Source organism: Nocardiopsis tropica (assembly GCF_042660575.1).
Taxonomy (GTDB): Bacteria; Actinomycetota; Actinomycetes; order Streptosporangiales; family Streptosporangiaceae; genus Nocardiopsis; species Nocardiopsis tropica.
In genome coordinates this window covers 1-12,666 of the sequence record NZ_JBHSUF010000005.1, presented here as the reverse complement: position 1 = coordinate 12,666, position 12,666 = coordinate 1, and the positions used below count along the sequence as shown (strand labels likewise).

Annotated in this window: 8 protein-coding genes and 1 pseudogene; 4 read left to right on the top strand and 5 right to left on the bottom strand. The window is 74.3% G+C overall.

Translation table 11 applies throughout. The annotated features are described in order from the left end of the window. Positions 1-27: 27 nt before the first annotated feature. Positions 28-603: a TetR/AcrR family transcriptional regulator gene (locus ACFQBR_RS09345; protein WP_344183459.1), complete on the bottom strand. Its 576-nt coding sequence runs from the start codon at positions 601-603 to the stop codon at positions 28-30. Positions 604-736: 133 nt separating this feature from the next. Between ACFQBR_RS09345 and ACFQBR_RS09340 the strand changes: the two genes are divergently transcribed. Together ACFQBR_RS09340 and ACFQBR_RS09335 are read left to right on the top strand one after the other, a co-directional pair. Further along, positions 737-1,945, top strand: a complete 1,209-nt coding sequence (locus tag ACFQBR_RS09340) for an FAD-dependent monooxygenase (RefSeq protein ID WP_344183461.1) — start codon at positions 737-739, stop codon at positions 1,943-1,945. Positions 1,946-2,096: 151 nt separating this feature from the next. Further along, on the top strand, positions 2,097-3,551 hold the full coding sequence (locus tag ACFQBR_RS09335) for an FtsW/RodA/SpoVE family cell cycle protein (RefSeq protein WP_344183463.1): 1,455 nt from the start codon (positions 2,097-2,099) through the stop codon (positions 3,549-3,551). Positions 3,552-3,561: 10 nt separating this feature from the next. Here ACFQBR_RS09335 and ACFQBR_RS09330 read toward each other — a convergent pair whose 3' ends face one another. After that, positions 3,562-4,308: a nucleoside triphosphate pyrophosphohydrolase gene (locus ACFQBR_RS09330; protein ID WP_267946585.1), complete on the bottom strand. Its 747-nt coding sequence runs from the start codon at positions 4,306-4,308 to the stop codon at positions 3,562-3,564. A 53-nt stretch (positions 4,309-4,361) separates the two neighbouring features. Next, the gene (cysC, locus tag ACFQBR_RS09325; RefSeq protein ID WP_344183465.1) at positions 4,362-5,930 is read right to left on the bottom strand and encodes an adenylyl-sulfate kinase; all 1,569 of its coding nucleotides are present in this window, start codon (positions 5,928-5,930) and stop codon (positions 4,362-4,364) included. Positions 5,931-6,276: 346 nt separating this feature from the next. Here cysC and mfd point away from each other — a divergent pair, with 346 nt between their 5' ends. After that, positions 6,277-9,885, top strand: coding sequence for a transcription-repair coupling factor (gene mfd, locus ACFQBR_RS09320; RefSeq protein ID WP_344183467.1), 3,609 nt, complete (start codon positions 6,277-6,279; stop codon positions 9,883-9,885). 123 nt (positions 9,886-10,008) lie between these two features. On the opposite strand, the gene ACFQBR_RS09315 is transcribed toward mfd, so the two are convergent. Continuing rightward, positions 10,009-11,751 carry a cell division protein PerM gene (locus ACFQBR_RS09315; protein WP_465264164.1) on the bottom strand — a complete coding sequence of 581 codons (1,743 nt, stop codon included), beginning with the start codon at positions 11,749-11,751 and terminating at the stop codon, positions 10,009-10,011. Between the two features lie 150 nt (positions 11,752-11,901). Here ACFQBR_RS09315 and ACFQBR_RS09310 point away from each other — a divergent pair, with 150 nt between their 5' ends. Continuing rightward, positions 11,902-12,465, top strand: a complete 564-nt coding sequence (locus ACFQBR_RS09310) for a DUF1707 SHOCT-like domain-containing protein (RefSeq protein ID WP_344183469.1) — start codon at positions 11,902-11,904, stop codon at positions 12,463-12,465. A gap of 61 nt (positions 12,466-12,526) precedes the next feature. On the opposite strand, the pseudogene ACFQBR_RS09305 reads toward ACFQBR_RS09310, so the two are convergent. Further along, positions 12,527-12,666 (bottom strand): annotated as a pseudogene (locus tag ACFQBR_RS09305) (succinate--CoA ligase subunit alpha); the annotation flags it as partial.

The following is a 12,666-nucleotide window of genomic DNA, read 5'->3' as shown; positions in this document are numbered from 1 at the left end:
CGGGTGAGGGCACCCGGCCGAATTGGTCTAGTCCTTAGAGGAGATCCCGGCCACCAGGGCCGCCAGGGCGATGTCGAGGGCCCTCTCCCGGTACGCGAGGGCCTCCTCCGCGGAGAGCATGACGGAGATGTCCTGGATCCCCCCGAGGGCGATGACCGCGCCCATCCTGGCGGGAGTCCCGTGCCCGGGTCCGACCAGGAGGCGGTCGAGCCGGCGCCGCCAGGCCACGACGGCGTCGATGAGCCCGATGTCGGCCAGGGAGCCGACGTCGTTGAGGACGGCGACCAGCAGGGTGCTGTGGCGCACACAGATGTCGAAGTAGTCGCCGAGGAGCTCGCGGGCGCGGTCGGACATCCCCTCCGTGGCCTCCCCCGGCTCGTCCCCGTACTCGGCGAAGAGGTCGCCCATGTCCTGCTCCAGGGGCTCGACCAGCGACCTGAGCAGGTCGTTCTTGGACGGGAAGTGGTAGTACAGCGCCGCCTTGGTAATGCCGAGGCGCTCCGCGATCTCGCGGAGGCTCGTCTTCTCGAACCCCTTGCGGGCGAACAGGTCCAGTGCCGCGGCCTGGATCTCGGCCTTGGTGTCGCTCTGCGCTCTGGGCACCCGTGTCACTCCCGTTCACTCGCCGCCTGGTCCGCCGAGTCTAACCCGTACCTTCCGACCGGTAAGTTACTTGACGCACGGTAAGTAGCTGCCTAACGTGTCCCGCAAGGCATCCGAAGGAGCGTGAACCCCCGTGACCGCCGTACAGAACGTCCTGATCTCCGGCGCCGGCATCGCCGGACCCGCCCTCGCCCACTGGCTCCACCGGTACGGCATCGCGCCGACCGTCGTCGAACGCGCCCCCGCGCCCCGCTCCGGCGGCTATGCCGTCGACGTGCGCGGCGTCGCCCTGGACGTCGCCGAGCGCATGGGCGTGCTCGACGGCATCGCGGAGCACGGCACCGGCATGGCGTCCGCGTCGTTCGTCGACGCGCGCGGGCGCCGCATCGCCGACTTCACCCCCTCCCAGGCCCGCACGGCCTCCGAGGGGCGGTCCCGCGAACTCCTGCGCGGCGACCTGGTCCGGCTCCTGCACGAACCCACCACCGCGTACACCGAGTACCTGTACGACGACACGGTCACCGCGCTGGAGCAGGCCCCCGAGGGCGTGCACGTGTCCTTCGCGCACGCCGCGCCACGCGTGTTCGACCTGGTGGTGGGGGCCGACGGCCTCCACTCCACCACCCGTGCCCTCGCCTTCGGCCCCGAGGGCCCGTTCCGGAGGTTCCTGAACGCCTACATCAGCATCTGCACCGTGCCCAACCACCTCGGCCTGGACCGGGAGGTCCTGCTGCACAACCTCCCCGGGCGGGCGATCGCGCTCTACCACACACCCCGGGCCGAGGGGGCGAAGGCGATGTTCCTGGTGTCCACGCGTTCGGAGGCCGGGATCGACCGCCGACCGGCCGGGGAGCAGAGGCGGTTCCTGCGCGAGGCGTTCGCCGGGGCGGGGTGGGAGGCGGGTCGCCTCCTGTCGGAGACGGGGGCGGCCCCGGACTTCTACTTCGACTCCGTCACCCAGATCCGGGCCCGCAGCTGGTCCGCCGGCCGGGTGGTCCTGCTCGGCGACGCCGCCCACTGCCCCTCCCCCGCGTCGGGCCAGGGCAGCAGCCTCGCCCTGGTCGGCGCCCACGTGCTCGCCGGCGAACTGGCCCGGCACGACGCCCCCGCCGCGGCGCTGGCCGCCTACGAGGCCCGGATGCGGCCCTTCGTGGCCGCCAACCAGGCGATCGCCGACGCGGGCCTGGGGTTCCTGGCCCCGCGGACCCGGACGGGCATCGCCGTGCGCAACGCGCTGGTGCGCGCCGCCCCGCTGCTGTCCCGGGTCGGGGGCTTCGACTCCAAGCTCTCGACGGCGGCCGAGGCCCTGGAGCTGGACGCACCCGCGCCCGCGCCGGGCTGACCCGCCCGTGCCGTCAGGGCTCGGCCCGCCCGGACGGCACGCCTCGGGGGCCGGGACGGCTCCCCCGCCTATAGTGCAGGGGCGGAGTACCCGGCCGGGCCGGGGAGCCCGGCCCGGGCGCCCGTGCCCCGAGGTGGACGGCGGAACGACAGTGGGCGATTCCGAGACCGGACCGGTGTCCGCCGACGGAGCCCTCCGCCCGGTGCCCCGCCGGGGGTCCGAGCTCGTCCTGCTCGCGGCCGGGCTCGTGACGGTCGCGGCGACCCTCCTGACGGCGTCCCTGTCCGTCACCGGCGGCGCCGAACCAGTCCTCGGCCTCTACCTGGCCGTCCTGTGCGCCGGGGCCCTCTCCCTCCACCTCCTGCTGCGCCGGGTCGCGCCCTACGCCGACCCGGTCGTCATGCCGGTCGCCACCGTCCTGAACGGACTGGGCGTCACCATGATCTGGGTGATCCAGACGACCCGGGCCGCGACCGCCGGGGAGCACGGGGACGCCGACCGGCAGGTGGTGTGGACCGTCGTGGGCATGGCCCTGTGCGCCGCCGCGGTGGTGGCCGTGCGACGCCCGCAGCGGCTCACCATGTACACGTACGTGATCGCGGGCGCCGCCCTGCTCCTGCTCCTGCTGCCGCTGTCCCCCCTGGGCCACGAGGTGCTGGGCGCCCGGCGGTGGATCGGCCTGGGCCCGTTCACGATGCAGCCCTCGGAGTTCGCCAAGGTGCTCCTCGTCCTCTTCCTCGCCTCGTACCTGGGCCGGCGCCGCGAGGTGATGGCGCTGGTCACCCGCACCGTCAGGGTCGGCCGCCTCAAGGTGTTCAGCGTGCCCCGCGCACGCGACCTGGCGCCCATGGCCGTGGGCTGGGGCCTGGCGATCCTCCTGCTCGTGGGCACCAGGGACCTGGGGACGTCGCTCCTGCTGTTCGGGACGTTCCTGGCGGTGCTCTACGCCGCCACCGCCCGCAAGTCGTGGGTGCTCATCGGCCTGGTGGCCTTCTCGGCGGGCGCGTACGCGGCGTACCTGATGTTCGGGCACGTGCGCAACCGCGTGGACATCTGGCTCGACCCCTTCGACGAGGAGGTGTACAGCCGCCCCGGAGGCAGCTACCAGATCGTCGAGGGCGTGTTCGCGCTCGCCGAGGGCGGCCTGACCGGGACGGGCTTCGGAGGCGGGGCCGTCCAGGAGGTCTTCGCCGCCGACAGCGACCTGGTCCTGGTCTCGGTGGGCGAGAAGCTGGGGCTCACCGGCCTGATGGCCGTCCTCCTCCTGCTCCTGATCCTGGCCGAGCGGGGGTTCCGCATCGCTCTGGGCTCCCGGGACTGGTTCCTGAAGCTGACGGCCCTCGGATACGCCTTCCTCACCGCGTTCGACGTGTTCATCGTGCTCGGCGGGGCGACCCTCCTCATCCCCCTGACCGGTATGACCGCGCCGTTCCTGTCGGCCGGGGGGTCGGCGCTGATGGCCAACTGGGTGATCGTCGGCCTCTGGCTGACCATCGGCGAGACGGCGCGCCGGCCCCGGGCGGGCGGCGCGGAGCGCGACCCCGCCACGGAGGCCTTCCGCACGCGCGCCCTGCCGCCCCCTCCCCCGGAGGCCCGCCCGGGGTGACGCGGGGGCGCTAGACGCCGGCCGCGTCCCAGTAGGAGCGCCACTCCGCCGCGGACAGGTCGCGGGGCTCCCTGCCGTCGGCGCGGGCCGCCTCCTCGGCGGCGCGCACGCGCGCGTCGAACCTGCGGGACGCCGCCCTGAGGTCCGTCTCCGCGTCCCGGCCCCGGGCGCCCTCCGCCGCCACGGCGGCGAACAGCCCGCCGCCCTCGGCCCCGTCGTCGCCCACCAGCTCGGCGGGGAAGCCGTTGCGGACCGCCCTCCTCTGGAGCTCGTGGGCCAGCAGCACGGCGGGCTGCGCGAACGGCACCCCGTCCAGGACGGAGGGCTTCGCGCCGTTCCCGCCCGCCTCCGCCTTGGCCGCGCGCTCGGCCGCCTTGATGGCCTCCCAGTCGGCCCACACCTCGTCGACGCCCGCCACCTCGGCCCCGCCGAACACGTGCGGGTGGCGGCGGGTCATCTTGTCGATGATCGCGTCCGCGACGTCGTCCACCGTGAAGCGCGCCGGGTCGCCCTCGGGGCGCTCGGCGGCGACGGCCGCGTGGAACACCACCTGGAGCAGCACGTCGCCCAGCTCCTCGCGGAGCGAGGCCAGGTCGCCCTCCTCGATGGTCTCCAGGGTCTCGTAGGCCTCCTGGATCAGGTACTTGGCCAGCGACTCGTGGGTCTGGGAGCTGTCCCAGGGACACTCCCTGCGCAGGGTGTCCATCACCTCCACCAGGCGCAGTACTCGGTGCCCGGTCGGCTGGGGGTCGGTCATCTCGGTCCTTAGCTGTCGGGATCCTGCCACTGCTCGTCCTGCGCGCCCGCACCCTAGCCGGGCAGCCATCCGCCCTCGCGCAGGGCCGCCATCACCTCGGCCACGGACTCCGCCGGGTCGCCGCCGGTGTCCAGCACCAGGTCGGCGTCCCCGGGCTCCTCGTAGGGGTCGGAGATCCCCGTGAACTCCGCGATCTCCCCCGCGCGCGCCTTGGCGTAGAGCCCCTTGCGGTCACGGGCCTCGCACACCTCCAGGGGCGTCGCCACGTGCACGAGGAAGAAGTCCCCGAACTCCTCCACCATCGCCCGCACCTCGGCCCGGCCCGCCGCGTACGGGGCGATCGGCGCGCACACGGCCACCCCGCCGTGCCGGGTGATCTCCGCGGCGACATAGCCGATGCGGCGGATGTTGAGCTCCCGGTCCTCCCGCGAGAACGTCAGCCCGCTGGAGAGCATGCGCCGGACCACGTCCCCGTCCAGCAGGGTCACCGTGCGCCCCGACCTGCGGATGCCGTCGCCCACCCCGCGCGCGATCGTGGACTTGCCCGAACCCGACAGGCCGGTGAACAGGATCGCGACCCCCCGCTTGGTCCGCGCCGGGCGCAACCGCGCCAGTTCGGCGCCCACGCGGGCCGGGGTGAACCAGGCGGGAAGCTCGCGCCCGTGCGCCAGCTCGGCCTCGACCTCCTCGTCCGTCGGCTCCGGGACGGCGTGCGCGGGGTCCACGCGGGTCAGGGGCTGCCACAGCCCCTCGGACGAGTCGTAGCGCCACGGCTCCGGCTCCAGGACCGTGAGCGGCGGACGCCGGGCCATCACCCGCTCGACGTCCGGTCCGCTCCCGCCGGTCACCGCCAGCATGTGGGTGGCGCCGTAGGCGGCGGCCACGTGCGCGGCCAGCGCCACGTCGCGCACGCCCCAGCTGCCGCCGAGCGCGCCCTCGGTCCGCGCGGCGCCCCTCGGCAGGGTGCACACGACGAACGCGGTGCGCCCCGGCAGCAGCGGTTCGGCGGCCAGGACCGCCGTCGCCATGCCCTCGTCCTCCAGGCCCGTCTCGACGATCACCAGCACCTCGGCGCGGGCGCCGCCCGCCGCCTCCCCGAGGGCGTCGGCCTCCGCGCGGATCTGGTGCAGGACCCGGTGGTGCAGGGGCCGGTCGGTGACCACCGCGAGCAGCGACCCGCACGAGGAGGGTTCGAGCTCGCGCTGGCCCCGCACCTCCGCGGGCGAGGACCGCAGCTTGCGCAGCACCCCGTACATGGGCGGCCGCAGCAGCGCCACGTCCCCCGCCAGGCGGTGGACGCCCTCCGCCTCCCAGTGCTCGGTGACGGTCAGCTCGGCCAGCGGCGCGCCCTCGGGGTCGGCGAGGGTCAGCGCCGCGGCCCCCGCCAGCGCCTCCGGCACCTCCAGGGTGACCGGAACCGGCCAGGGGCGTCCGTCGGGCAGCCGCCCGGAGCGCTCCACCGACGCGGCCTCGTCCCGCGTCATGAAGCCGGGCAGCGGGTAGGCGCCGTTGAGGATCAGCTCCAGGTGGGCGAGGCCGTCCGGACCCGGGACGAAGACCGGGGCGCCCGACCGTCCGCCGCCGCCCTCCGGCGCGCTCCCACGCCTGATCGCACTCACCACGAGGTTCCTCTCCTACGGTGTTCCGGGAATCGCCTCTAGCGTATGCCCGACGCCCCCGGCCGCCCCGCCCGCGTCGCACGGAGCGCGGCGCGGACGGCGGGGGAGCCGGAATAGAAGCACCCCACCGGCGGTTCCACCGACTGTGCACCGCCCCTCCGGCGCCGGTTGCCGCCGGGGGCGGCACGGGCGAGCCTGCGGGGCCTTCGTCCACACCCCGCCCGCGCGAAACCTCCGGACTCGATAGTCTGAGGGGTGCCGGGCGTCCACTCCCGCAGCCGCCTTCTCATCGTGCAGGCCGCGACCACCGCCTGATCCGGACCCACTTCCACTTTCAGTTTCTGGTGCTATGAGCCTTATTGGACTTCTCGCCGACGTCTCCAGGGACCCGGCACTGCACAGCGCGATCGAGGCCGCCCGACGCGGCCTCGATCCCCACCTCGACCTCGTCGCGCCGGCCGCGCTGCGCCCCTTCATGGTGGGCGCGCTGGCCGCCGACGCCCCCGTGGGCGCGGGTCGGCCCGTCCTCGCCGTCACCGCCACCGAGCGCGAGGCATCGGACCTGACCGACGCCCTGTGCTCGCTGCTGCCCGACGACTCCGTCGCGCTCTTCCCCGCCTGGGAGACGCTCCCGCACGAGCGGCTCTCCCCCCGCTCGGACACGGTCGGACAGCGTCTCGCCGTCCTGCGCCGCCTGGCGCACCCCGACCCCGCCGACCCGCTCACCACCCCGCTGAGGGTGGTCGTCGCCCCCGTGCGCAGCGTCCTGCAACCGCTCGTGGCCGGACTGGGCGACCTGGAGCCGGTCCGCATCCGCCCCGGCGACGAGGCGTCCCTGGAGGACGTGGTCACGGCCCTGGCCGACACCGGCTACGCCCGGGTCGACCTGGTCGAGAAGCGCGGCGACATGGCCGTGCGCGGCGGCATCCTGGACGTGTTCCCGCCCACCGAGGAGCACCCTCTGCGGCTGGAGTTCTGGGGCGACACCGTCGAGGACATCCGCTACTTCCAGGTGGCGGACCAGCGGTCCATCGCCCCGCGCGAGGGCGACGAGGGCTCGCGCGCCGGCGCCGCCTCCGGGCTGTTCGCACCGCCGTGCCGCGAACTCCTGCTCACCGACACCGTGCGCGACCGCGCACGGGCCCTGGCCGAGGAGCACCCCTCCCTCGCCGAGATCCTGCACAAGATCGCCGACGGCGTCTCCGTCGAGGGCATGGAGGCGTTCGCGCCCGTGCTAGCCGAACGCATGGAGCCCTTCTTCACCTACCTGCCCGAGGGCGCGATGGTGGTGGGCTGCGACCCCGAGCGCATCCGCACCCGCGCGGTGGAGCTGGAGGCCACCAGCGCCGAGTTCCTCGACGCCTCGTGGATCAACGCCGCCTCCGGCGGCGAGGCCCCCATCGACCTGGGCGCGTCCGCCTACATGTCCGTCGCCGAACTGCGCGCCGCCGCGGCCGGGCACGACCTGCCCTGGTGGGGCCTCACGCCCTTCAGCGCGGGCGACGAGGGGGGCGCCTCCGAGGAGGACGACGCCGTCGTCGTCGGCGCCGCACCCGCCGAGTCCTACCGCGGGGACACCGAGCGCGCCCTGGCCGACATCAAGGGCTGGCTGCACGACAACTGGAGCGTCGTCCTGGTCACCCAGGGCCACGGCCCCGCCGAGCGGCTGGTCGCGATGCTGCGCGACGCCGGCCTGGGCGCCGCCCTCGCCTCCGACCTGGCCGACCCTCCCCCGCCCGCCGTCGCCACCGTCACCACCGGGCTGGTCGACCACGGGTTCCTGCTGCGGACGGTCCACACGGTGGTGCTCACCGAGACCGACCTGGCCGGACAGAAGTCCTCCACCCGCGACATGCGCAGGATGCCGAGCAGGCGGCGCGGCACCGTGGACCCGCTCCAGCTCAAACCGGGCGACTACGTCGTCCACGAGCAGCACGGCGTGGGCCGCTACCTGGAGATGGTCAGCCGCCAGATCCAGGGGGCCACCCGCGAGTACCTGCTCATCGAGTACGCGCCCTCCAAGCGCGGCCAGCCGGGCGACCGCCTCTTCGTCCCCACCGAGCAGCTCGGCGAGGTCACCCGGTACGTGGGCGGCGAGGCCCCCACCCTGTCCAAGATGGGCGGCGCCGAGTGGAGCAAGGCCAAGAGCCGCGCCCGCAAGGTCGTCCGCGAGATCGCCGGCGACCTCATCCGCCTGTACTCGGCCCGCCAGGCCTCCCCGGGCCACGCGTTCGGTCCGGACACCCCGTGGCAGCGGGAACTCGAGGACGCCTTCCCGTACGTGGAGACGCCCGACCAGCTCGCGGCCATCGACGAGGTCAAGAAGGACATGTCCCGGTCCGTCCCCATGGACCGGTTGATCTGCGGCGACGTCGGCTACGGCAAGACCGAGGTCGCGGTGCGCGCCGCGTTCAAGGCGGTCCAGGACGGCAAGCAGGTGGCTCTGCTGGTGCCCACCACGCTGCTGGTGCAGCAGCACATGTCCACGTTCACCGAGCGGTACGCGTCGTTCCCGGTCACCGTCAAACCGATGTCGCGGTTCCAGACCGACGGCGAGGTCGAGGTGACCCGCGAGGGGCTGCGCAGCGGCGAGGTGGACGTCGTCATCGGCACGCACCGCCTGCTGTCGTCGGAGACCCGCTTCAAGGACCTGGGCCTGGTCATCATCGACGAGGAGCAGCGCTTCGGCGTGGAGCACAAGGAGGCCCTCAAGCGGCTGCGCACCCAGGTCGACGTGCTGGCGATGTCGGCGACGCCGATCCCGCGCACCCTGGAGATGGGCCTGACCGGCATCCGCGAGATGACCACGATCCTCACCCCGCCGGAGGAGCGCCACCCGGTGCTCACCTTCGTGGGCCCCTACGAGGACAAGCAGATCACCGCCGCGATCCGCCGCGAGCTGATGCGCGAGGGCCAGGTGTTCTTCGTGCACAACCGCGTGGCCTCCATCGACAAGGTCGCGGCGAGCATCAAGCGCCTGGTGCCGGAGGCCCGGGTGGCCTACGCGCACGGTCAGATGAACGAGCAGCAGCTCGAGAAGGTCATGGTCGACTTCTGGGAGAAGAACTTCGACGTGCTGGTCTCCACGACCATCGTCGAGTCCGGCCTGGACGTGCCCAACGCCAACACCCTCATCATCGACCGCGCCGACACCTACGGGCTCTCGCAGCTGCACCAGCTCCGCGGCCGGGTGGGCCGCGGGCGCGAGCGCGCCTACGCGTACTTCCTGTACCCGCCGGAGAAACCGCTGTCCGAGACCGCCTACGAGCGCCTGGCCACGGTCGCCCAGCACACCGAGATGGGCGCGGGCATGTACGTGGCCATGAAGGACCTGGAGATCCGGGGCGCGGGCAACATCCTGGGCGCGGAGCAGTCCGGCACCATCGCGGGCGTGGGCTTCGACCTGTACGTGCGCATGGTGGGCGAGGCCGTGGCCGAGCTCAAGGGCGATCCGGACGCGGTCGAGGAGATCGAGACCCGGGTCGAGCTGCCCATCAACGCGCACATCCCGCACGACTACGTTCCGGGCGAGCGGCTGCGGCTCCAGTCGTACAAGCGGATCGCCGGCGTGGGCAGCGAGGAGGACATCCTCGCCGCGTACGAGGAGCTCACCGACCGGTACGGGCCCCCGCCCCAGCAGGTGGACAACCTGATGGCGGTGGCGCGGTTCCGGGTGCTCGCCAAGTCGGCGGGGCTCTCGGACGTCGTCATGCAGGGCAACCAGATCAGGTTCTCCCCGGTCGACCTGCGCGAGTCGCAGGAGCTGAGGCTGCGGCGGATGTACCCCAAGTCCCTGCACAAGGAGACGACGCGGACCCTGCTGGTGCCGGTGCCCAAGGCCGGCGGCCTGGGCGGCAAGCCGCTGCGCGACCTGGAACTCCTCAAGTGGTGCAGCGACCTGGTCAACGCCGTCTTCGAGCCGCACAGGAAAGCCGGCCGGAGCACCCCGGCCCAGTAGCCCGGACCCCGGCCGGGGCGTCCACGGAGGCGTCGGCCGGGACGGCTCCCGTCCGAGCGGCCTCCACCGGAGGCCGCCGGACCCGCCGCCGTGCGGCGGTCCGGTGCGGCACCGCCGAACGGGTCAGTGCCCGGGGGCGTCCACGCCGCCGGGGTCCGCCTCGTAGGTGATGCCGTACATCTCCTCGTCCTCGCCCGGCCTCCGCCGCCACCAGCGGCCGCCGGAGGCGCGGCGGGCGTCCTTCGCCTCCCGCCTCTCCCGGCGCCGGTGGTCGCGCAGTTCCCGGCGGGCCTCCTTGCGCGCGCCGCGCTCGGCGCCGCGGTCGACCGTCCGGGCGGCCCGCTCCCGGTCCCTGGCCGCCCTCAGCTCCCCGGGGGTGGCGGGAGAGGGCTCCGGGTCCGGCCCCGCCTCCTCCCCGGCGTCCCCGACGCCCTGGCCGTCACGGCGGCGCAGCGGCGTCACCGTCGCCAGGCCCTTCCCGACCGGGACGTCCGGTGGCAGCTCGACCACCGGCCGCGGCTCGGCCCCCGGCCGCACGGGGGCCCGCGCCCCCTTCTTCGCGGCGCCCGTCCCGGACTCCGTGGAGCCGGGGGACTCCGTGTCCTTCCCCAGCCGCAGCTTGCGCCAGTACCACCAGTTCGCGATCCAGGCGGCGACCGCCGCGGCCACCCCGACCTCCAGGGCGGCGACGAGGCCCACCTGCCACGCCGACGGCCCCACCTCGCTGAGCCGCTCTCCCCCCAGGGGCCCGCCCGCGATCTCCGCCATGGCCGCGCACAGGATCCCCGTGGTCACACCGCACACGAACCCCCACAGGGGGGCCGCCTCGCCGACCGCGTCCGGCGCACTGCGCTGGGTCAGGACACCGCCCACCGCGCCCGCCGCGAACGGCAGGGCCAGCGCCACCAGGGACACCGCCGGAGCGGCCCCGTCGTCCGGCAGGGCGGCCAGCATCGGGAACACCGGCAGGGCGCCCACCGACACCCCGGTCGGGGCGACGACGGTACCCGCGCCCATCGCGAACCCCGGCCCCAGCGCGTAGCAGACCGCGAACACCACCGCGTTGGGCAGGTACGCCAGCTGGATGACCACCAGCAGCACACCGCCGACCACGCCGGGTCCCAGCACCCTCGTCGTCTCGACGGCTTCCGGGAAGGCGAACGCCAGCGCCGCCGCGAACAGCAGCAGCCCGCCCAGCAGGAGGGTGCCGGTGGACGCGAGCAACCCCACCAGGAGGGACCTCGGCCTGGCGGGCATCAGCTCCAGCAGGTCCCGGACCGCCACGCCCTTGTCGCGCATCAGCTGGCGCAGCGCCCCCAGCCCGGCGGCGAGGAAGGCGATGGCGAACCCCATGACGAGGGCGCGCGGCATGCTGGGTTCGATCGCCTCGGTGCGCGCCACCAGCGCCAGCGTGCCGGCGATCGCCGCGTAGGGGCCGGCGACGGCCACCGCCGCCCCCCACACGTACCGGAGCCGCAGGATCTCGCAGGAGCGGGCCAGCCACCGGCCCGACCGGTACAGCAGCAGGCCCGGCAGCAGGACCAGCCCGAGCGGGAGCAGGGCGATCTGCCCGTCGGGCACGGTGAACGACACGTGGTGGCCGACCAGCCAGGCCAGGACCGCTCCCTGGAGGATGTCGACGATGTCCTCGCCGAAGGTGTCGTGCGGCGCGGCCACCCAGCCGATGATGGTGAGGGTGACGATGGCGGCCAGACCGCTGCCCGCCGCCGTGGCTGCGGCGATGCCCCCGGTCGCGTAGAGGGGCCTGCGCTCGTCGGCGGCCTCCGGCGCGGAGGCTTCCGCGGCGGTGGCCCGCGGGCGCTTCGGCGGTCGGCCTCGGTCGGGGGGAGATCCTGGCGTACTCACCCGACTTATGCTGCCAGGGACCGGAATGCTCCGCGGTATCCCGCCGCGCGTGTCGTGCGCGCGTGTGCGGCGGCGCCGGTGGAACCGTCGGCGTCCGGCCCCCGTCGTACGGAGGGAGACAGGTTTCACCCCCGCTGCGGACGGACACCCATGGCAGGCACCGACCCCGACCGCTACCGGCTCTCCGACCGGGAGCGCGACGAGGCGCTGGAACGGTTGCGGACGGCTCTGGAGGAGGGCCGTCTGGACCCCGAGGAGCACGGGGCCCGCGCCGGGGCGGTGCTGGAGGCGGTCGCCAACACGGACCTGGTCCCGCTCTTCGAGGACCTGCCCCCGGAGTCCCGGCCCAGCGCGCTCGCCGTCCCCGGGGACGCGGAGCCGGGGGACGGGCGCCCGCCCACGCCTGCCGGGAAGGCCGCCCTCCCGCCGGCCCGGCGGGAGGGCGGGAAGGGCTCGTCCGACCGCCGCAACCGTCCCCACACGGGCGGCCTGGTGATCTGGGGAGGGATCATGTTCGTGCTCTGGGGGGTGCCGTCCATCTCCAGCGGCAACACCGGCGCCGTGTTCGCGTGGCTGTTCTTCCTCCTGGTCCTCCTCGTCCCGGGCGCGGTCGTGGCCACCGTGCAGACCGTCCGCGGCAGGTCGGACGGCGGTTCGCGGGCCCTCTCGACCAGCCGGACACGCGAAAACGGCTCCGCCCCACCCTCCGGATGAACCGGCGGTGGGGCGGAGCCGTCGAAGCGGTCACCCGTCGGGGCTGCTCCCGGGGCGCGTGCTAGAACAGCTCGCGCACCAGCTTGGCAGTCTCGCTGGGGGTTTTGCCGACCTTGACGCCGGCGGCCTCCAGGGCCTCCTGCTTGGCCGCGGCCGTGCCCGCCGAACCCGACACGATCGCGCCCGCGTGCCCCATCGTCT